Consider the following 21,186-nt stretch of genomic DNA (forward strand, 5'->3'; position numbering starts at 1 on the left):
AAGGGGATCGAGCCGTTCTCCGGGCCGGCCGAGGTGCAGTTCGCCGTGATGGTGTTGGTGCGCCGTCGTGGCGGTGAGGTTCACCGGGCCCTGTTCGGCCTCGCGAGAAGAGGGCGAACCAGTCACCCGGGGGCCAAATCACGCCAGTGCACCTTCCGACCCACAAGCCACACTTGTTTCACCATTCGCAGGGTGGCAGTCTGAAGTTCGTCGGGCGGGCGAGTACCTCGTGATGCGGTCCACGTCAGTCCACAGAGTTCTTTACCTGGAATGGGTCTTGACGCTAGTCAGCGGTGGTTATGCAGAGGGAGATTTCCGCGTGCATGTCCCCGAAGGCAATGCAGTCGCGGATCGAATTGACCAGGAGACGGATGAGGTACGCCGGCGGCTGGACTGCCGGGCAGTGATCCTGAACCAGATCGCGGTCTGATTCAGTCAAAACGACTTAACGGGGGGTCGGGTCGCGGTGCAGGTACAAGTTTTTCTACAGCCATGCCTTCCTGTCCGGGGCGGGGCAGTCCGCCCCACAGGGCACGGGTCCCATTGCCCCTGACAGGGCTTCCTCACGCTTGACTCCACTACGGCACTCGACACGTCGAAGCAAAGTTTCCGTGTCATGAGCCATCCCCCTGGCCAGCTGCCTGAACGCTGACTCGCCATGTCGAGAAGCGTCGGCCTCGGCCAGGTCTATCGGCACGGCCCCATGTGCGCCGCAATCAACCCAATCCCGCCGCTATGACATAGCTGACGGAATTTCTGAGCCTTCATCATCCGGCTGCAAATTTCACCAGTCCGCCATCCGCCCTGCTGAGGAGCCGAAATGCCCCCGGAGCACGCAGCACGAGATGTGCATGCCATATCAGAGTTTCTGCTCTCTCGCGTTGTTGAGCTGTTGGACCTGTCCAAGGGCGCGGTGGATCGCTGGGCACCGATGCACCAGTACGGCCTGGACTCGCTGAAGTTAACGACCCTTGCCACCTCATTATCCGAATTCCTCGGCTGGAAAGTCCCGGTCACCTGGATGTGGCAGTACCCGACCCTCGACGAGCTGTCCCGGGCGCTCGTCGAGGGTCCACGTGCTGCGGAGACCACAACCCCGAGCAACGATCGTCGTACGGCGTCGCACGAACCCATCGCGATCGTGGGCATCGGCTGCAGGTTCCCCGGCGGACCGGACCCGTCCTCGTTCTGGCAGCTGCTGTCCGAGGGCCGCGACGCCGTCGGCCCGGTGCCGGCCGCGCGACGCGACCTCCTCAACGACACGGTGCGGTGGGGCGGGTTCATCGACGGCATCGACCAGTTCGATCCGCTGTTCTTCGGCATCTCACCCCGCGAAGCCGTCCAGATGGACCCACAGCAGCGCCTGATCCTGGAGCTGGCCTGGGAGGCGCTGGAGGACGCGGGTGTCGCGCCCCACAGCCTCGTCGGCAGCGACACCGGCGTGTTCATGGCTTCCTGCTGGGGCGACTACGCAGCTCTGGCGCACTATCGCGGTCCCGACAGCCAGATCACCCCGCACACCGCGACCGGCATGCACGACGGCATCATCGCCAACCGCGTCTCGTACGTCCTCGGCCTGCAGGGCCCGAGCATGGCCATCGACGCCGCCTGCGCCGGATCGCTGGTCTCGGTGCACGTCGGATGCCAGTCCATCTGGATGGGCGAGAGCGAGCTGGTGCTGGCCGGTGGCGTGAACCTGAGCTTCGTCTCCGACTACTACACCGCCATGGACCAGATGGGCGCGCTCGCTCCGGACGGCCGCTGCAAGTCGTTCGACGCCCGGGCCAACGGCTACGTCCGCGGTGAGGGCGCCGGCGTCGTCGTGCTCGCCCCGCTCAGCGTGGCGCTGGAGCGCGAACTGCCGGTGTACTGCGTGATCAAGGGCAGCTCGTCGAACAACGACGGTCTGAGCAATGGCATGACCGCGCCGAACCCCCAGGCGCAGGAGAAGATGCTCCGCACCGCGTACCAGCGGGCCGGCATCAAACCGTCCCTCGTGGACTACATCGAGTGCCACGGCTCCGCGACGCCCCTCGGCGACCCGATCGAGGCCAATGCCATCGGCGCGGTCCTGGGCGGTGACCGCGGCGAGCCCCTGCGGCTCGGTTCCGTCAAGTCCAACGTCGGGCATCTGGAGGCGGCGGCGGGCATCGTCGGCCTGGTCAAACTCGCGCTGTCGATGCGCAACGGCGTGCTGCCGCCGAGCCTGCACTACGCCTCTCCGAACCCGCAGATCCTGTTCGACGAGTACCACCTCACCGTCCAGGACCGGCTGACACCGTGGCCACGACGGTCCGACGCGCGCCGAGGAGGCGTCAGCTCGTTCGGATTCGGCGGCGCGATCTGTCACGTCGTCGTCGAGGAGCTTCCGCGCCCCGAGAGCTCACTGCTCCTGCTGGCCGAGGACTCCCAGGAGGCGCTGGCCGAGCGGGCCCTGGCGCTGCGCGAGGAGATGGACCTGCGGGCGCTGTGCAGCCGGAAGCCCGGCGACGGCAGGTTCCGGCTCGCGGCCACCGCCCACGACATGACCGAGCTCAGGGCGCAGCTGGCTGCCTTCGGCACCGGCGCGACGGCCGCCGGGGTGAGCGTCGGGGAGGTCAGCGAACACCGGCCGCGGGTGGCGTTCCTGTTCTCGGGCAACGGTTCGCAGTGGGTGGGCATGGGCAGGCAGCTGCTCGCCGGTATGCCCGTGTTCCGACGGTCCATGATGCGCTCCGACAAGCGGATGCGGGAGCTGCTGGGCTTCTCGCTCGTCGACCAGCTGCTATCGCCTGAGGGCCGCATCGACGACATGGACGTGTTCCAGCCGCTGCTGTTCTCCCTCCAGGTCGCGCTGGCCGACGCCTGGCGCTCGCTGGGAGTGGAGCCGGACGTCGTCGTGGGGCAGAGCGTCGGAGAGTTCGCCGCCTCCCACATCGCCGGTGCACTCGACTTCGAGGACGCCTCCCGCCTGGCCGCCCAGCACGGCCGGCTCCTCCAGCAGCTGGCCGTCGGACGCGGCGACGGCATCGTGGTCATGACCAGTGCGGACGGCGTCAAGCAGTACCTGACCGGCCAGCTCACCCTTTCCGGCTACAACGGCCTGAACTCCACCCTGGTCACCGGCACACCGCAGGAGATCGACGAACTGATCCGGCGGCTCACCGACGAGGGGATCACGAACCACCGGGTGCGGATGGGCCACGCACCGCACTCACCGCTGGTCGACCACGTCCTCGCCCCGCTGCGGGCCGAACTCGACGGCATCAAGCCCCGGACCACCCGCATCCCGATGATCTCGACGGTCACCGGGGAGCTCGTCGACGGCGCGGAGCTCGGGCCGGACTACTGGGCGAACAACCTGCGCCAGGAGATCCGGGTGGTCGACGCCCTGACGAACCTGCGCGAGCACGACATCGACGCGGTGATCGAGCTCAGTCCGCATCCCGTCCTGCTCAAGTCCGTGTCGGAGATCCTCACGGCGACCACCCTGCCCTCGCTCCGTCGTGGCACCGACGAGGCCTCGACCCTGCTCGGCTCGCTCGGCGTGCTGTACACCGCCGGCCTCCCGGTCACCCCCGGTCCGTTCACCGCGGGCGACCGGAGACGGCACGTCACACCGAGCCGGAGCGAGGTCGCGGTCGACGAGCAGGTGCACCTCGTACCCGTCACGGCGCGTACGGCGGACGCGCTGACCGACACCTGCCGTGCGCTGTCCAACCATGTCGAACGCGACACGGGCCTGCGGGTCTGTGACCTCGCCTACACGCTGGCGACCCGGCGTACCCACCACAACCACCGGATAGCGCTGTTCGCCCGTAACCGTCAGGACGTCCTGGACGGACTCGCCCGGGTCGCCGCCGGTCAGCCGCACCCCGACGTCGTCAGGGGCACAGTCGCGGGCAACGGCGACCGGCGGGTGGCGCTGGTGTTCTCCGGCGGCGGAACCCACTGGGTCGGCATGGGCCGGGAGCTCCTGCGCGCGCACGCCGGCTTCCGTACGTGGATGACCGCCTGCGACGCCGCCGTGCGCGCGGCCGGCGGTTGCTCGGTGCTGGACGAGCTCGCCGCCCCGGCCGACCGGGCCAGGTTCGAGGAAATGGACTTCCAGCAGCCTGTGCTGTTCGCCTTGCAGGTCTCGCTGGCGAAGGTCTGGCTCGAACTCGGCATCCAGCCGACCGCCGTCGTCGGGCACAGCCTGGGCGAGGTCGCGGCCGCCTGTGTCTCCGGCGCGCTGTCGTTGGACGACGCCGCCCGCGTCGTGGTCGCCCGGTCGCACCTGCTCGAACGGAAAGCGGCCGCCGGCGCCATGATCTCGGTCGACCTGCCGGAGCAGGAGCTGCTGCCGAGGATCGCCCGGTACGCCGAGGACGTGGCCATCGCCGTGGTGAACAGCCCCACCAGCGCGGCGGTGTCCGGCTCGCCCGACGCCATCGCAGCCCTGGAGGCCGACCTCCAGCGGGCCGGGATCTCGACCCGGCGGATCCGGGTCGAAAGGCCGGTGCACAGCCCCGGCATGGATCCGCTGATCCAGCCGCTGCGCGAACGCCTCGACGGGATCACCCCGCTGACGAACACCCTCGCGTTCCGTTCCACGGCACTGGCCGACACGGTGAACCCGGTCGCCGACGTCGACTACTGGGTGCACAACCTGCGCAACCAGGTCCGGTTCGCCGAGACGATCGGTGCACTGGTCGACGAGGGCGTCGGCACCTTCATCGAGATCGGCCCGCACGAGACGTTGCGCGGCGCGGTCGAGGAGATCGCGCTGGCCCGTGGTGCCCAGGTGCACGCGGTCAACTCCCTGCGGCGCAACGAAAGCGACGTCCGCTGTCTGCTGGGGGCCGCCGCGTCGTTGTACGTCAGGGGCCTCCCGTTGACCTTCGACGCGTTGTTCACCGACGACGTCGAGGTCGTGGAAACCCCGCTCGTACAGTGGCAGAAGGACCGCTACTGGCTGGACACCGCGCCCCGCGCCCACGTCGCGGCGGCACCGGTCGCCGAAACCGTGGCCGAGTCCGTGGTCGCGACGGTGGCCGAGCCCGTCGTCGAGAGCGTGCAGAACAGGCCGCTGGAGGAGGTCCTCCTCGGCGAGATCGCCGACGGGCTGGGCGTGCCGGCGAGCACGTTCGACGAAGGCGCCAGCCTGCGGGACTTCGGCCTTGACTCGATGCTGGCGCTCCGCCTCGTCAACAGGCTGCAATCGCTGTTCGGGCAGCGCGTGTCGCCGGTGGTGTTCCTGGACGGCCGGACCATATCCGAGGTCGTCGGCCAGCTCGTCGAGGCCATCGGTCGGCCGGCGGCGACCGCGGCGGTCGAGCGGGCACCGGCCGCGGAGGTGGAGCCGGCACGGGCGTCGGAGTCAGTGCCGGAGGCGGTGGTCGTGCCGACGCCGGAGCCGGCGGCCGAGCCGGCCCGGACGTACCTCGACGAGCTGTCCGAGTTGGACGCCGAGGAGCTGGTGGAGGAGTTGGCCGCGCGCGGGTTGCTGGACCCCACCGACGCACCGGCGTTCGATCAGTTGCGCGCCGGCGGCCTCGGTTTTGAACTGGCACCGGCCTCGCACGGCCAGGCATCGCTGTGGTTCATGCAGATGGTCGCGCCGGACGCGGTGCCCTACAACTTCATGGTGGCCGCCCGGATCCGGACCGCCGTCGACGAGAAGGCGCTCGACCGCGCCGTGCGGGCCGTGATGGAGCGGCATCCCGCGCTGCGCACGCTCTTCGTCGAGGCGGGCGGCAGCCCGTACCAGGTCATCCTGGACGAGCCGGTGTACGAGTTCGTCGTGGTGGACAGCGCGGACCGGGACGACGAACAGGCCCGCGAGGAACTGGCCGAGTACGGGCACCTGCCGCTGGACATGGCCAACGGGCCGCTGGTGCGGGTCGTGCTGATGACGCGTGGTCCGGCGGACCACTATCTGCTGGTGCTCGTGCACCACATCGCGTCGGACGCGGCATCGGCCGACGTGATGATCCGCGAACTCCAGGAGTACTACGAGGGCGTCGACCCCGCCGCCGGCGAACCGGTCGCCCCCTACACGGAGTTCGTCGAGTGGGAACGGCAGTGGCTGACCGGCCCGGCGGCCGACGCGGCATTGCGCTGGTGGTCGGAGAAACTGGCCGACCCGCCCGCCCACCTCGACCTGTCCACCATGGAGCGACCTCCCGGCGTCACCTACGAAGGCCGCGACCTGACGTTCCGCTGGAGCGCAGCAGAGACGCGTCTGCTGCGGGAGTTCGCGGTACGCGAAGGCGTGTCCATCAGCACCGTCGTGCTGGCCGGATTCTTCGCCACGCTCAACCGCGCGGCCGGTGTCGAGGACTCCGTGCTGGCCACCGCCATCGCCCAACGCGGCGAACCCGGCTGGGAATCCGCCATCGGCTACTACCTGAACACGGTGCTGGTACGGGCACAGCCCGCCGGTGACCGCAGCTTCCGCGAGCTGCTGCGCGAGGTCCACGCCTTCTCGCTCGGTCTGCTGGAGCACATGAACTACCCCCTCGACCTGTTGGCGTCCGCCCTGAAGCCGCCGAGGGCCGAGGGCCGCTCCCCGTGGTTCGACGTGGTGGTGAACTGGCTGTCCTCGGACGCGTTCCCCCGGTCCGTCAAGCTCTTCCACGGCATCGGCGACACCATCACACCCGACGGCGCCCTGCCGCTCGAACCGCTTCAGGTACGCAGGCACCTCGCCAAATTCGACCTGGAGATCTCGATGGCCGACATCGACGGCGAGATCGCCGGCCACATCCAGTACAAACCGAGCTACCTGGAAAGGCAGACCGTGACGGCACTGCTCGCGCTCTACCGCTCTGTGCTCTTCGAGTCGATCGCCCACCCCGACCAGGCACTCCAGGACATCGCCCCGAGCGGCGACCCCGAGGAGACGGACCAGTGACCGGAACCCTGCACTCCGAGTTCATCGAGCAAGCGGTCAAGAACCCCGACGCGCCCGCGGTCTACTCCGACGCCGGCGTCCTGACCTACGGCGACCTGGACGAGCGGTCCCGTGTGCTGGCCGAACGGCTCGTCGCCGACGGCGCCGGCCCCGGTGTCCCGGTCGGCATCTGCATCGAGCGCACCCCCGACCTCCTCGTCGGCATCCTGGCCACGCTGCGCACCGGCTCCTGCTACGTACCCCTGGACCCGAAGTATCCGGCCGAGCGGCTGACCTTCATGGTCCGGGACAGCGGGACCCACCTGCTGCTGACCACGCCCGCGTCCCGGGCCAGCTGCCCGGCCGGCCCGACCGTGGTCGTGCTGGACGAGACCGTGACGACCGAGCCCGGCGAGCAGCCCGTGCCGATCGTGCCCGGCGACACCGCGTACCTCATCTACACCTCGGGATCCACCGGCCGGCCGAAGGGCGTGGCCATCCACCACAGCGGCTGCGTTGCCATGCTGTCCGAAATGGACCGCATCTTCGAGGGCTGCGACCTGAGCGGCGTCTCAGCAGCGAGTTCGGTCTGCTTCGACATGTCCGTGATGGAGATCTTCGCCGCGTTGTGCCGTGGCGGCGCCGTCGTGCTCGTGGAAAGCGGCGTCCACCTGCCGGAGAGTCAGTACGTCGACAAGATCACCCACCTCAACGTCGTACCGTCGGTGATGAACGGCCTGCTCGACGCCGGATGTCTGCCGCCGAACCTGCGCACGGTGGTGTTCGGCGGCGAGCCCCTGCGGCGCAAGCTGGTGGACAGGGCGTACCGGGAGACCAACGCCGACCGGGTCTTCAACGCCTACGGCCCCACCGAAGGAACCGTCTTCTGCTCGTTCGGTCTGGTGCCGGAAGACGCGACCGGTGAGCCCTCGATCGGCACGCCGTCGGTCAGCGCCCGTGCGTACGTGCTCGACGAGAACCTCAAGCAGCTGCCGGCCGGCGTGCCCGGTGAGCTCTACCTCGGCGGCGTCGGCCTCGCCCACGGCTACGTCAACCGGCCGCGTACCACGGCCGAACGGTTCGTGCCGGACCCGTTCCTGGACGGCGAGCGCATGTACCGCACCGGTGACGTCGTCACCTTCACCGACGACGGTGAACTCCACTTCGGCGGCCGCACCGACCACCAGGTCAAGCTGCGCGGCTACCGCATCGAGCTGGAAGAGGTCGAGGCCCGGCTGACCGGCTGCCCCGAGGTCCGGGAAGCCGCCGCCGTCGTCCGGGACAACAGGCTCACCGCATACGTCGTGCCCGAGGGCGCCCCCCGGGACGGGGTCTGGCTGGACGCCGGGCTCCAGACCGCCCTCACCGGCAAGCTCGCCACCCAGCTGCCCGACTACATGGTGCCGGGCACGATCGTGTTCCTGAGCGCACTGCCGTTGGCGCCGGGCGGGAAGCTCGACCGCACCGCGCTTCCCGAGCCCCCGGCCGCCGACACCGGCGGGCCCCTGACGGCCGCCAGCACGCCGACCGAGGTGGCGCTGACGGAGATCTGGGGCCAACTGCTCGACCTCGAACCGGCGAGCATCGACATCCGGGCCGCCTTCTACGACCTCGGCGGCGACTCGCTGCTGCTCGTCCGGCTGGCCAGGTTGATGACCCGACGGTTCAACCGCCGCGTCCGGGTGCCCGACCTCTTCAGCTTCCGTGACATCTCCTCCCTCGGCCGCTGGCTCGACGAGGAGAGCGGCGCCACCCCCGAGGTGATCCAGTCGGCTCGCCTCCGCGCCCACACCCGCCGTGCTGCGCTGCGTGGCCGCGGCCCCTCCACCGGCAGCTGAGCCACCCCCACTCGACCCGAAGCAGGAGCCTTCCCATGACCGACAGCCCCGAGCAGGACTACGACCCCGGTGATGTGGCCGTCATCGGCATGTCCCTGCGGGCGCCCGGAGCCCGTACCAAGGAACAGTTCTGGGACAACCTCGTCCACGGCAGGGAGTCGGTGTCGTTCCTCGCCAAGGACGACATCCACGTCGACGAGACCTTGATCCACAGCCCGTTCTACGTGCGGGCCTGCGGCGTCCTCGACACATACGACAAGTTCGACCCGTCGGTGTTCGGCATCAGCGACCGGATGGCGGCCGCGATGACCCCGGAGAACCGGCTGTTCCTGGAGAGCGCATGGGAGACGCTTGAGGACGGCGGCTACGACCCGGACCGGGTCAAGGCCGAGATAGGCATGTACGGCGCCAACAACCCGCAGACCGCCGCGCTCTACAGTTCCCCGCCGGACCGGGTGTCGGTCGGCCCCGAGGCGATCGAGGCCAGCCTGGCGTGGTCGCCGGACACCATGACGTCCAACGCGCTGTACTACATGGGGCTCACCGGCGAGGCCGTCACCGTTGCCGCCGTCTGCGCCGGTTTCCACTACGCGGTGCACCTGGCCTGCCAGTCACTGCTGCTCGGCCAGACCGACATGGCGATCGCCGGTGGCGCGATGGTCCGTCTGCCCCACCCCCGTGGTCATTTGTGGGAAGAGAACCGCATCCTGTCCAAGGACGGCCACTGCCGCCCGTTCGACGCCAACGGCACCGGCACCGCGCTGTCCAGTGGTGTCGTCACCGTGCTGCTCAAGCCGCTGGCTCAGGCCGTCGCCGACCGCGACCACATCTACGCCGTGGTCAAGGGCTCGGCCGTCAACAACAACGGCGTCAGCGCGATGGCCTACGGCCTGGCCCAGCCTGAGCGGCTGAGTGCGTGCATCGCAGGCGCCATGGAGGTGGGCGGCGTCACCCCGGACACCGTGTCCCTGTACGAGGCCAACGGTCTCGGCATGCCGATGACCGACGAGCTCGAAGTGCACGCGGCGAGCATGGCGTTCGGCAAGCAGACCACCACCACCTCGATCGGCGGGGTCAAGGGCAATGTGGGCCACGGCGGTGTGGTGTCGGGCGGCTTCGGTGCGCTGAAGGCCGCGATGGCCCTGTACCACAAGACGCTGCCGGCGACGATCAACCTGACCGAGGTCAACGAGGACCTCGACCTGCCCAGCACCCCGTTCGTGCCGCAGCTGGAGACGGCGGCCTGGGAGACGGAGTCCGGCATCCGCCGTGCGGGCATCACCTCGATCGGCGGCGGTGGCTACAACGCGCACCTGGTGCTGGAAGAGGCGCCGACGGTCGCCGAACGTGTCCCCGAGGCCGACGGCAGGCCCCGGCTGGCCACCCTTTCCGCCCTGGACGACGAAGCGCTGGCGCGTCAGCGCGCGAGGTTGAAGGACTGGCTGGAGGCCAACCCCGACCTGCGCCTGGACGACATCTGCTTCAGCCTCAACCTGGGCCGCAAGGTGATGTCCCGCCGATGGGCGGCCGTGGTCCGCAGCCGCGCGGAGCTGATCGCAGCGCTGTCCGAGGACTCCCCCCGCGGCCTGGCCACCGAGACCGCTGCCGCGCCGCGGGTGGACGTCGACTCCTTCCGTCGCAACGACAACGGGATCGTGCAGTCCGGGACGGACGCCCAGGCACTGTCCGATCTGGCCGCCGCCTGGGTGACCGGCCAGCAGGTGGACTTCGACGCCCTGCACCTGGGGGAGACCAGCCACCGCGTGCCGCTGCCCACCTACCCCTTCCAGCCGCGCCGGTTCTGGCGTACGGACTGGTGACCGTGAGCACACCGGCACTGGAGACCGTGGACCTGGGCGACCCGAACACCTTCGCCGACCACGACCTCGACGGGTTCTGGCGCACCCTGCGGGACACCGCTCCGGTGTACTGGAATCCTCCGGTCGGCGGCCGCCGGGGGTTCTGGGTGCTCTCCCGCTACGACGACATCATGGCCACCTACCGGGACAACGTGAACTTCACGTCCGAGCGCGGCAATGTGCTCGTCACGTTGCTGGGCGGCGGTGACGCCGGAGCCGGCCGGATGCTGGCCGTCACCGACGGGCACCGGCACCACGAGTTGCGCAAGATCCTTCAGCGGGTGCTCTCGCCGAGGGTGCTCAACGAGGTTGCGCAGACGGTGCGGGTCAACACCCGGCAGTTGATCCGCGAGGCGGTCCGGTCCGGCGGCTGCGACTTCGCCGAGCAGATCGCCAGCCGCATCCCGATGACCACGATCTCGAACCTGCTCGGCGTGCCCGAGCAGGACCGGGACTTCCTGCTCTCCCTGACCAAGGCCGCGCTGTCGACCGACGACGAGGACGTCGACGAGGTCGACTCCGAGATGGCCCGCAACGAGATCCTGATGTACTTCATGGACCTCGTCGAGGAGCGGCGCGAGTCGCCGGGCGACGACGTGATCAGCATGCTGATCGGCAGCGCCATCGACGGTATCCCGCTCTCCGACGAGGACGTGGTACTCAACTGCTACAGCCTGATCATCGGGGGCGACGAGACCAGCCGGCTCACGATGATCGACTGCGTCCACACGCTCGCGGCCCGGCCCGAGCAGTGGCGGCGGCTCAAACACGGTGAGGTCGCCGTGGAGACCGCCGTGGACGAGGTGCTGCGCTGGGCCTCCCCCACGATGCACTTCGGGCGCAGTGTCGTCCGTGAGACCGAACTGCACGGTGTACGGCTGCGGCCGGGCGAGATCGTCACGCTCTGGCACGCCTCCGGCAACCGGGACGAACGGGTCTTCGAGCGGCCCGGGGAGTTCGACCTCGGCCGCACCCCCAACAAACACCTGGCCTTCGGCTACGGCCCGCACTTCTGCGTCGGCTCGTACCTGGCCAAGGTGGAGATCTCCGAACTGCTCCTCGCCCTACGGGACTTCACCACCGGATTCGAGCAGACCGACGAGCCGCTGCGCATCCGGTCCAACTTCCTGACCGGGCTCTCCACCCTGCCGGTGCGGTTCCGGCCCGATCACTGTGGACTGAAAGAGGTCGGGCCCTGGTGAAGCGCCCTTACCCCTACTGACACCCGACCAGCGACCGCACGGAGCGCGAGTGATGAACATCTACATCTCAGGACAAGGGGCCTTCGCGGTACAGGTCGCGGACGCCCTGCTGGAGGAAGGGCACAAGATCGTCGGCGTGGCCGCCCCCCGGCTGCGCAAGGGGCAGTCCGACGAGAGCAACGCGATGTCCTGGGACCGCCTGCGCGCCTGGGCGTACCCCCGGGACATCCCGTGGACGGACTCGACCGAACTACGCGCGCTGCACGTCCCGGACGGGGTGGACGTCATCATCGCCGCGCATTCACACGCCTTCCTCGGCCGCCACACGCGTGCCAGGGCCGCCGTCGCCACCCTCGGCTATCACCCCAGCCTGCTTCCGTTGCACCGCGGCCGGGACGCGATCCGATGGACCATCCGCGACGGCGACAAGGTGACGGGCGGGAGTGTCTACCACCTCACCGAGCGCACCGACGCCGGCCCGCTCGCCGCCCAGGAGCACCTGTTCGTGCCCCCGGGCTCGACCGCGCAGAGCCTATGGCGCGAGCACCTGGCCCCGCTCGGGGTGCGGTTGCTGTTGAAGGTGGTCGCCGACCTCGCCCAGGACCGGCGGGTCGAGGTCCCGCAGGACGAGAAGATAGCGACCTGGGAGCCCGCCATGGACTCGCCACCGCTGTTCAAGCCCGAACTGATCGCGCTGCCCGGAACGGCGCACGTCGAGGGCAGCAGGTGGGCACTCCACGCGCAGTGAAGGGGGTGCACCGCGCGGAAAGGCGACGTGCCTCAAAGTCGGGCCCGCGCCTGTGAGAGCCCGAGATGAGATAACAAGGAGCGTGCACAGTTGCTCGGGTGGCGGCATCACCCGTCGTGGCAGAGGGCTTCCTCTGGGACCGGGGTGCCGAGACTCTCCCTTTCCTCATCGGTGAATTCGCGGTAACCGATCACGCGGCACAGTTGGCGATTCCACATGTCGGCGTCGAGTCGGATGGTGCGGTACTCGGATTCATCGAGATCATTGCTATGGAACAGCACGGTCTTACCGTCGACCGAGGCGTCGATGTACGAATACCCCGTGGACTTATGACTGTCGGAAGCCCCGAAGTTATAGACGTCCGTTGATCTCCCCCCTGCTACGTCATAGACATGCAGCGATGTGCGGGAAGCCATCAAGAACCTACCATCGGGGAGGAATTGAGTGACAAACTTCTGCTCTGCGCCATCTCGGGCGAGGAACGGGCCGAGCTTCCTCCGCAGGGGGCTGCTTTGCCAAAGTTCGACATTCCCTCCCTTGCGGAGAACAGCCAAGTGCTTTCCGCTGGAATCGAATTTCACGCTTGCGGCGTCCGGCCCCGTACCGAGTGTTTTGATTTCGCGCCCCGTCACCATGTTGATGATGTGGACCTTTGGGTCCCCCCACACCGTGACGGCGAAATTCCCGGGCTCGGGATATCTCCCGAGGCTAATGTTGCTCTTCGGGGATATCCCGTGGATCAGCCGGCGCAGGTCCATCTGCGCAGTCCGGCGCCCGGTCCTCCTGTCCCACTGTTGCAGCACGGCGCCGGACAGCGTCACCACACTTTCTCCGTCGAAGAAGAAGCTGAACCCCGGGTCGTCCTCCCCCCGCCCGTTGGCCGGCGGTTCCATAGCTCTGATCGTACGGAGCGGGCGCAGATCGGAGGCCCGACGCAGAAGCACCGTACTCTTCCCGATCTGGTCGGCGACTGTCTTCCCGTCCGCACTGAACCCGAGCACCCCATGCTCGTTGTATAGGCCGCCGTATCGGCGTTCCGCACGGGCCAGTACCTTTCCGGGCCCCTCCGCCGTGTGCCGTTCGATCCGCTTGCCGTCGCCCGAAAGACCTACGACGGACTTGCCGTCCGGGGAGAGCGCGGGCCTCATCAGCGGATCCGCCGGCTTCTCCGAGGCGGGGGTGTAGATGACGCTTTTCTCTGTCGAGGAAAGAATCACGGGTGCACCGTGGACCGATACCACCTTGTGCAGGGTTTCCGCGACCTGGTGTGGTTTCTTGAAGTGCCGTCGATTGTGGTGCAGATCGAGTAGGGAATCCTCGGAGTAATTTCGCGTTACTGCCCATCTGCCGCTGTCATCGACCGCCTCCAGCCCACAGGTGTCATCGTCGTCCAGCCCCTCACCCGTGTAGCGGCGCACCGTGCCCGGTCGACTGGTGCTGCGCACGACGAGGGCAGGCGCTCCGTGCTCGTTCGACGACTGGCAGCTGGCAACAGCGTTTCCCGCGTCGGAGAGTACGAAGTAGTCACTCGGTGGCAGGATGACCTGCGAATGCCGAGTCCTCCGATCGACGGAGAGCAGTGTGCTCTTCTGGGCCTTCTCGTCGAAGACGGTGGCCAGCAGCTTCTGGCCGTTCGCCCCGATGTGCACTCCGTCGAAACGGCTCGTCTTCGGCAGCCCGGGAGGCAACGGTACGGTTCCCGATGTGCCCCTTTCGAGGTCCCACCAGGCGAGGGCGGTGGAGCCCGCCCCGGTCTGGGCGACGATGCGGCCGTCGCGGGAGATCGCGGCATCGTCACTGACCTCGCTGAGGCGGGCCGGCGAGCCCAGCCGGGAGGGCAGATGGTGTGCGGGGCCGGCCAGTTCGCCATGAGCCCCCTCGCGCCGGACGTCGAACCACACCAGTGTCTGTTCAGCGGTGAAGAATCCGGCCCGACGACCGTCCGGGGAGACGAAGTCGAGTCCGGCCTGGTACGGCAGGTCGAGCCGCTGCTTGCGCACCGTTCCCGAGGCGGCGTGCACGTACAAGGTGGGCTTGCCGCCGTCCGAGTGCACGAGGAGCACTTCGCCGTCCTCGCTCGCCGCGGCACCGCGGACCGAACCGTCCGATCCGGACAGCATGCGCTGATCGCTGTGGTACGCGAGCCGGGCACGCAGGAGGGCGTCGCGGGCCTGCTCGGTGGGGGACGTGCGGTAGGCCGCCAGCGCCGTCATGACGGAGACGACCGGATCCGAGCTGCTGAGGTCGGCCGAACTCTGCGCCAGCGCACGCGAGGTGGACTCCGCTGTGCGCTGGAGGCCGACATACCGGTAGTAGGCGAACAGTGCGCCGAGGAGGACGGCCAGAGCGGTGAGGGCGGCGATCGTCGTGGTGAGGATCCGCCTCTTTCGCCGCCTTGCCCGCTGATGTTCCTGTCCGCGCCGAAGGTAGTCGTGTTCGTCATCGGTCAGGAACCGGCCCCGGACGCGCAGCCAGTGTTCGGCGGCTTGCAGTGCCGGCTGCGACGGCAGCAGGTCGGGCGTCTGGCCCCCGTGCTCCCAGCGTTCCTTGTCGTGGCGCAGTGTCTCTCGCCAGATGAGGAAGGACCGGTCCTCCTCCGTCCAGTCAGCCAGCCGCTGCCAGCCGCTGATCAGAGCCTCGTGCGCCACCTCCACCGTCTCGACGCCCTCGGCGCTGCGACCGGTGACCAGCAGGCGCGCATCGGCCAATTTCCGTGCGATGTCCCAGGATTCGGCGTCCAGTTCACTGCGCAGGGCGGTCCGCCGCGTGGTCGCTTCGGTGCCGAGGGGGACGCGCACCAGTGCCGCGAACAGGCGGCGGGCGGTCGGTACCGCGGGCTCCCGGACGTGAGCGCTCCACAGGCGTTCGGCGTGCTGGCCCAGAGCCCCCGTCACGCCGCCCAGTGCTTCGTAGGTCTCGTGGGTGAGGAGACCGCCGTGCTGGTTCTGCCAGAGCCGCTCCAGGGTGAATCCGAGCAGGGGCAGCACTCCCGGCTCTTCCCCCGCATCGGCGAGGACGCGCTCGACGAGACCGGCCTCGTAGCCGACTCCCGGTATCGCTGCCACGGGTGCGGTGACGATCCGGCGGAGCTGTTGCGCGCCGGGAGCGCCGAGGGCGTAGAGCCGGTTGCGGAAGGCAGCGGCCGTCTGCGGGTGAGCCAGCGCCTTTTCCAGGAAGTCGGCGCGAAGGGTGGTGAGCACGTGCAGCCCCGGCGGGAGGTCCGCTGTGTAGAGCACGTCGGCCAGCTCGTTCACCAGGTCGGGGTCGGAGACGAGCAGCTCCTCGAACTGGTCCACCACGAGCAACAGGCCGCGCTTGCCCTGTCGTTCCCGTACGGCGGCGACGGTGTCCGCGAGGCCCTGCTGTGCGAGGACGCGCACCAGTGCGGGAAGGCGGTCCAGCCGCTCGACGGGCGACAGTTCGGGTTCCAGCAGGGGAAGCAACGCGGCCGCCAGTGCGGACAGCGGCCGACTGCCGGAGGCGGGACGCATGACGCCCACGGAGAATCCTTCGGCGCGCAGGCGGGGCACCACCCCGGCCAGGGCGAGGGATGACTTGCCCGATCCGGACGGGCCGACCAGGCAGACCTGGCGTTCGGCCGTGACCTCGGCAGCCAGTTCGTCGCTCTCTTCCTCCCTGCCGTGGAAGGATTCCGCGTCCGCCTCCTGGAACGGGGCGAGGCCGCGGAACGGGGACGCCGGCAGCGTCAGGGACCGCAGTGGTTCCCAGCTGCGCAGCAGCGCGTCGGTCGGGATGAGGTAACTCGCCGCAGGATCACCGGACTCGGCCACCGCCACCATGCCGACGACGGCGGTCAGTTCCTCGTCCCACACGGGACTGCCGCTGAAGCCCCCGGAGACCCGGTATCCGGCGGACGCCAGGTCGGTCTGGATCCAACCGTCAGCCTGGCGGGACCGCAGCACTCCGGCGTGCCACACACCGCCCGGGCGTTTATCGGGGAAGCCGAAGATCCGGGCCGGATGTCCCCATACGTCCGGGGCGTCGACCAGCCTCACCGGACGCCCCTCCGGCATGCCGGCCTCAAGGCGGAGCACCGCGACGTCATCGTCGCCCGCCGCGAAGTGCACGATGCGCGCCGGGACCGGAGCCTGGCCGGACCCTGATGCGCGCAGTAGCGGCAGATCCACGAAGACCCGCGCGGAGTCCACAGGCCGTTGGCCCTCGGGCGTTCCAAGAACGGCATTCACCACGTGGGCGCAGGTCAGGGCGGTTTGCTCGGCGACCAGGAAGCCGGCGCCCCAGCAATTTCCCTGCCGGTCCGTGATGCGCAGCACGGCCGAGTCGAGTGCCGCCGGGCCGCCCTGACCTGGAGGCGTAGCGCTGTCCGGCACGCTCACCGCTCCCGCTCGGCTGCTTCCTCCGTCCGGTTCCCTCTGCGATCCCATTTGAGAACCACGGTGAAGTTCGCCTGGGCGGTGCTGCTGCTGATCAGGATGTCGGCTTCGGCTGACAGTGACAGGCCGAACTCCACGGTGATCTCCTGCGGGCCATGCGCCATCTCACCGAACGTGTTGACCAACTGCTGGGCCACGGGCCGGACTCCCGACAGCATGTCCCCCATGGTGCGGGTCGCCCTGGCCACCACCTGTCCGGGCCGCGCCACCTTGACCAGCCCGTCCGACGGCTGCTCCTGGACCTCGACCTTCACGACCTGGCCGGCTCCCTCACCGCCAGCATCGAGAGGCAGCTCCACCACGTACGCCATCGTGCTCCCCGTCACATCCGACCGTTCCCCGCCTGAGGCCACACAGCACGCTACCTCACTGATCACTCCATCGTCGCCGGTCAAAGACGTAACAGGCTTACCGGCCAACCCCATTGCTCCCCCAGCGGACCGTTTGCCCTTGCCTGACGGAGCATCACCAGAACGACGAGCCACTTGCCGCCACGCGGTACGGAATGCGCGGGCGACGGCGAGAGGTGCAGAGCCGCACTGGCCGCCGTCCGGTGATCGGTGTTTTGCGGCGGGATGACCCACGAGGCCGTTACGCCGGGATCCTTCGGGGAATTTTGTTCAGCGCCTCGCACTGCTTCTTCGCGCAGGCACAGCCGATCGCCGACGAGCGGATCACCTTCCGCGTCGGCAACCTCGACGTGCGGAAGGGCACCACGGTCCGTCCGGTGCCCGGTGAGCGGGTGGGGAGCGCCCATGCCGACATGATGCTCATCAAGGTCCCGCCGATGAAGGTCCGCCCGGCGCGTTTGGCCACGGCCCGGGTCCACCTCGGCCAGGCCGTGCGGCAGTACGGATGGGGTGCCACCTGCACCGGGGACGAGAACACCTGCCAGTCCCCTGTGCTCAAGCAGTCGGACCTGCGGGTCGTACGGCCGGACGCCCCCCGTTGTGCCGGCTACACCGCACCGGGCGGCTCGGACTTCTGCATGGAGAAGGTGTCCGGGATTCCCGCCGGCGGGGACTCCGGAGGCCCGGTGATGAGTGTCTCCCCGCGCGGCACCGAAACCCTTCTCGGCGTCTTCGACGGCTCCGACCGGGAGGAGATCGCCGAGGCCGGGGAGATCGCCCAGCAACTCACCTGGATCCGCTCCGTCACCCGGCGGTAGCCATGACGGCGAGGTCGAGCAGCTGGCCCCGGCGCTGTCCGTGGTGAGGCGCCGGGCCGCGTCCAAAGCCTTCGTTCTACAGCCATGCGAGGTACACCACCAGAAAGAACAGGGCGGCGAGAAAGGCCACCAAGGTGTAGGGGATCCCGTCCGATTGGTGGGACACCCCGCACGAGGCGGCGTCGGTGCAGGTTGCGCAATGCGCAGACACCTCGCGCCATGGGGCAAACGCCCCGAACATCTCAGCGATCGCGCGGACGAGGGAACTGAGGATGAGGACGACGAGGAGCCCGACAGCTTCCGTCCCGAGAGTTTTCAGCACCCAAGTACCGCACACCCCCGCCCATATCAGCGCCGACACAGCTCCCGCCTTTCGGCGGCCGGGGAACAGAATCCAGGGAACTGCGGGGAACAACAAGAACATGCCTGCACCCATGGCAAGTGCGCCGACCTGCATGACCTACCCGTTTCCTGTTGTCGACAGGAGCCTGGGCGCCCCATCCCCCTTGACCAAGCCATAACGACAGGTGACAGATACTAAGGGTCAATCCCTCTTTATCTACCGCCTTTTACCCATGCGTCCAGTTCCCGCCGAGGACTGACCGATTCCGGGCGAAGACACGCAAGGTAGGGGGACGGAGCCTCAGAGGGATGGCGCACGTGGCACTACGCCGAGTTCAGCGAAGCCGCTCCCCCGCGACGGCGATCAGGAGCTTCGCCAGACGGCACCGCGCTGCTCGTACTCCATGACCGACTCGACGGTGGTGGCGATGGATGCTCCGCACTCGCGAGTGATCATCCAGAGCGCCAGATCGATTCCGCTGGTGACACCGCCCGCGGTCACCAGGTTCCCATCGTCCACGACGCGAGCGTCGATCACCTTGCCCCCCTGGGCGGCCAGCTCGGCCTTGGCGAGGTGGTGTGTCGTGCACGGACGGCCCTTGGTCAGGCCTGCCGCGGACAGCACCATGACCCCTGTGCAGACACCGGCGACGGTGACTCCGGCCTGCTGGGCCCGTACGAGGTTCCGTAGGACATCCGGATCGTTGATCAGCTGGTCGCCGCCGCCCGGCACGATCAGAAGATCGGTGTCGGTGGGCTCCCATGCGGCCGGCACCGTGACTTCGGTACCGAAGAAGCATGTCACCCCGCCGGGAGCCGTTGGCCGCACCAGTGTCGTTCGTACCTGGCCGCCCGCACGCTCGGCGTGCCCGAGAACGTCACGCGGCCCGATGAAGTCCTGCTCCTCCACCCCGTCGTACACGAGGATCTGAACGCGTAAGGGCATCGTCTGTGCCTCCTTGGTCGGTGCAGCGTCCGCGGCTGCCGCGGACGCTTCACCAGAAGTCTGTCGCGCCGGTCGAATGGTTCCCGTCCGGCCCCGACCCATCGTGAGGTGGTCGTGCCAGGAAGCCCCGAAGATCACTTACGGGACGGCTTAGGGTGCGGGCATGACCTCTGATAGCTACCTCTCCGAACTGTTCTCGCTGGACGGCCGGGTCGCCGTGGTGACGGGCGGCAGTTCCGGCATCGGCCGAGCCATCGCCGGGGCCCTCGCGCAAGCGGGGGCGAGCGTGGTGATCGTGGCGCGCAAGGAGTCGGAACTGATCGCCACGGTGGACGAGTTGGCCGGGTGCGGCGGTCGGGCGGCCTGGGTGAGCGCCGACCTGAGCACTCGCGACGGGGTGCGCGCGGCGGCCGAGCAGGCAGCCGAGGTGTTCGGCGAGCCCGACGTCCTCGTCAACAGCGCCGGGATCAACCTGCGGCCGCCCATGGGCGAGTTGGACGAGGCGGTGTGGGACGCCACCATGGCGGTGAACCTGGAGGCGCCCTACTTGTTGGGCCGTCGGTTCGGGCCCGGGATGGCCGAGCGGGGCTTCGGGCGGATCATCCACGTCACCTCCCAGCAGGCGCACCGGGCGTTCGTCCAGAGCGGCGCCTACGGGGTCTCCAAAGGGGCGCTGGAGTCGCTGGCCCGCTCCCAGGCCGAGGCGTGGTCGCCGCACGGCGTCACCTGCAACACGCTGGTGCCCGGCTTCGTCATGACCCCGCTCAATGCACGGTTGTCGTCCGACCCGGAGAAGGTCTCGGCGCTGGCCGCGCGCACGATGGTCGGGCGCAACGGTCTGGCCGAGGACTTCGCCGGAGCGGCGGTGTTCCTGGCCAGCCGCGCCTCCGGCTACGTCACCGGGCAGGCGATCTTCGTCGACGGCGGGTTCTCCGTGCACTGAGTCGGGTGCGCGGCGGGCTGTTGCCGAAACGGGCAGGGTTTCGCCGGCGCCGGGCCTAGCTCCTGACGTCGGCCGGCCGCGCCCAGGGCCCGCTCACGCGAGGCCCCGGGCAGGGCCGCGTCACCGTGACCGGCGTGGCCGCCCTGCACTCCCGCGCACTGCGCACCACGACCACCGCGGCGCAGGAACCGGAGCAGGTGGCGCGGCAGGACGTCAGCACCGCCGAGGGGGTCTGACTCCCTGCCGCCCGGGCGCTCAGCGCACGGTGAATCCCCCGTCCGTGCGGTGCGTAGTCGAGCGCCGCCGCGCGCGTGAGGCCGATCAGTCCGTGCTTGTCGGCCCCATAGGCCGCGAAGTAGCGGTACCCCACCATGCCCGCGGTCGACGCCACGTTGATGACGCTCCCCGAGCGCTGCGCCACCATGGCCGGCAGCACCGCCCGCATCGCCCGCCAGGAGCCGGACAGGTCGATGTCCAGCATCAGACTCCACTCGTCCTTGGCGATCTCGTGCACCGGCCGGCCTGAAGGCGCTGCGATCCCGGCGTTGTTCACCAGCGAGTCGATGCCGCCGAAGCGCTCCACCGCGCCGTCCGCAGCGGTCCGCAGTCCTCGCCGTCCCGTACGTCGCCGACGAGGTCGAGCACCGAGGCACCCGCGGCACGGCACTCCTCGGCGGTCGCCCGGAGCTGGCTCCTGGTACCCAGCGGATACGGACAGCCCACAACGTCCTCGGAGGCGTCCAGCAGCACCAGGTCAGCCCCCTCCCGTGCGAACGCGATCGCGGTGGCGCGGCCTATGCCCCGGGCCGCTCCCGTGATGAGTGCCGTCTTGCCCGCCAGCCGTATACCCAGTGCCTTGAGAACGTCGC

The 21,186-nt window shown here is 69.0% G+C and carries 10 protein-coding genes and 2 pseudogenes; 7 read left to right on the forward strand and 5 right to left on the reverse strand.

Features of this window, described 5'->3' with window-relative positions:
- The first annotated feature begins 820 nt into the window (after positions 1–820).
- From AB0G84_RS11920 to AB0G84_RS11940, 5 genes are read left to right on the forward strand one after another with little or no spacing between them, the layout of a single operon-like run.
- Positions 821–6,877 (forward strand): acyltransferase domain-containing protein, encoded by a 6,057-nt coding sequence (locus AB0G84_RS11920; RefSeq protein ID WP_361318761.1) that lies wholly within the window; start codon positions 821–823, stop codon positions 6,875–6,877.
- Positions 6,874–8,694: a non-ribosomal peptide synthetase gene (locus AB0G84_RS11925; protein WP_361318763.1), complete on the forward strand. Its 1,821-nt coding sequence runs from the start codon at positions 6,874–6,876 to the stop codon at positions 8,692–8,694. The genes AB0G84_RS11920 and AB0G84_RS11925 overlap by 4 nt, the downstream gene beginning before the upstream one ends.
- Positions 8,695–8,729: 35 nt before the next feature.
- Positions 8,730–10,514: a type I polyketide synthase gene (locus tag AB0G84_RS11930; RefSeq protein ID WP_361318765.1), complete on the forward strand. Its 1,785-nt coding sequence runs from the start codon at positions 8,730–8,732 to the stop codon at positions 10,512–10,514.
- Positions 10,511–11,755 carry a cytochrome P450 gene (locus AB0G84_RS11935; protein ID WP_361318767.1) on the forward strand — a complete coding sequence of 415 codons (1,245 nt, stop codon included), beginning with the start codon at positions 10,511–10,513 and terminating at the stop codon, positions 11,753–11,755. The genes AB0G84_RS11930 and AB0G84_RS11935 overlap by 4 nt, the downstream gene beginning before the upstream one ends.
- Before the next feature lie 52 nt (positions 11,756–11,807).
- Entirely contained in the window at positions 11,808–12,503 is a 696-nt protein-coding gene (locus AB0G84_RS11940) for a formyltransferase family protein (RefSeq protein ID WP_361318769.1), read from the forward strand.
- 107 nt (positions 12,504–12,610) lie between these two features.
- Here AB0G84_RS11940 and AB0G84_RS11945 read toward each other — a convergent pair whose 3' ends face one another.
- Together AB0G84_RS11945 and AB0G84_RS11950 are read right to left on the reverse strand one after the other, a co-directional pair.
- Positions 12,611–16,855 (reverse strand): trypsin-like peptidase domain-containing protein, encoded by a 4,245-nt coding sequence (locus tag AB0G84_RS11945; protein ID WP_361318771.1) that lies wholly within the window; start codon positions 16,853–16,855, stop codon positions 12,611–12,613.
- A gap of 2 nt (positions 16,856–16,857) precedes the next feature.
- Positions 16,858–17,229: a CU044_2847 family protein gene (locus AB0G84_RS11950; protein ID WP_361318773.1), complete on the reverse strand. Its 372-nt coding sequence runs from the start codon at positions 17,227–17,229 to the stop codon at positions 16,858–16,860.
- Between the two features lie 305 nt (positions 17,230–17,534).
- Between AB0G84_RS11950 and AB0G84_RS11955 the strand changes: the two are divergent.
- Positions 17,535–18,086, forward strand: a pseudogene (locus tag AB0G84_RS11955) (trypsin-like serine protease); the annotation flags it as partial.
- Between the two features lie 76 nt (positions 18,087–18,162).
- On the opposite strand, the gene AB0G84_RS11960 reads toward AB0G84_RS11955, so the two are convergent.
- Complete coding sequence (locus tag AB0G84_RS11960) at positions 18,163–18,543, reverse strand: hypothetical protein (protein WP_361318775.1); 381 nt, start codon at positions 18,541–18,543, stop codon at positions 18,163–18,165.
- A 249-nt stretch (positions 18,544–18,792) separates the two neighbouring features.
- The gene (locus AB0G84_RS11965; RefSeq protein WP_361318777.1) at positions 18,793–19,374 is read right to left on the reverse strand and encodes a DJ-1/PfpI family protein; all 582 of its coding nucleotides are present in this window, start codon (positions 19,372–19,374) and stop codon (positions 18,793–18,795) included.
- A gap of 163 nt (positions 19,375–19,537) precedes the next feature.
- On the opposite strand from AB0G84_RS11965, the gene AB0G84_RS11970 reads away from it, so the two are divergent.
- Positions 19,538–20,317 carry an SDR family oxidoreductase gene (locus tag AB0G84_RS11970; RefSeq protein ID WP_361318779.1) on the forward strand — a complete coding sequence of 260 codons (780 nt, stop codon included), beginning with the start codon at positions 19,538–19,540 and terminating at the stop codon, positions 20,315–20,317.
- Positions 20,318–20,600: 283 nt separating this feature from the next.
- Here AB0G84_RS11970 and AB0G84_RS11975 read toward each other — a convergent pair.
- Positions 20,601–21,163, reverse strand: a pseudogene (locus tag AB0G84_RS11975) (SDR family NAD(P)-dependent oxidoreductase); the annotation flags it as partial.
- Between the last annotated feature and the right edge of the window lie 23 nt (positions 21,164–21,186).

This window comes from Streptomyces sp. NPDC020742, from assembly GCF_040641675.1.
Taxonomy (GTDB): Bacteria; Actinomycetota; Actinomycetes; order Streptomycetales; family Streptomycetaceae; genus Streptomyces.

Excerpts from the sequence above, each read along its gene's own strand:
- AB0G84_RS11920 (WP_361318761.1), top strand. The coding sequence starts at position 821 with ATGCCCCCGGAGCACGCAGCACGAGATGTGCATGCCATATCAGAGTTT.
- AB0G84_RS11950 (WP_361318773.1), bottom strand. The coding sequence starts at position 17,229 with ATGGCGTACGTGGTGGAGCTGCCTCTCGATGCTGGCGGTGAGGGAGCC.
- AB0G84_RS11930 (WP_361318765.1), top strand. The coding sequence starts at position 8,730 with ATGACCGACAGCCCCGAGCAGGACTACGACCCCGGTGATGTGGCCGTC.
- AB0G84_RS11940 (WP_361318769.1), top strand. The coding sequence starts at position 11,808 with ATGAACATCTACATCTCAGGACAAGGGGCCTTCGCGGTACAGGTCGCG.
- AB0G84_RS11965 (WP_361318777.1), bottom strand. The coding sequence starts at position 19,374 with ATGCCCTTACGCGTTCAGATCCTCGTGTACGACGGGGTGGAGGAGCAG.
- AB0G84_RS11960 (WP_361318775.1), bottom strand. The coding sequence starts at position 18,543 with ATGCAGGTCGGCGCACTTGCCATGGGTGCAGGCATGTTCTTGTTGTTC.
- AB0G84_RS11970 (WP_361318779.1), top strand. The coding sequence starts at position 19,538 with ATGACCTCTGATAGCTACCTCTCCGAACTGTTCTCGCTGGACGGCCGG.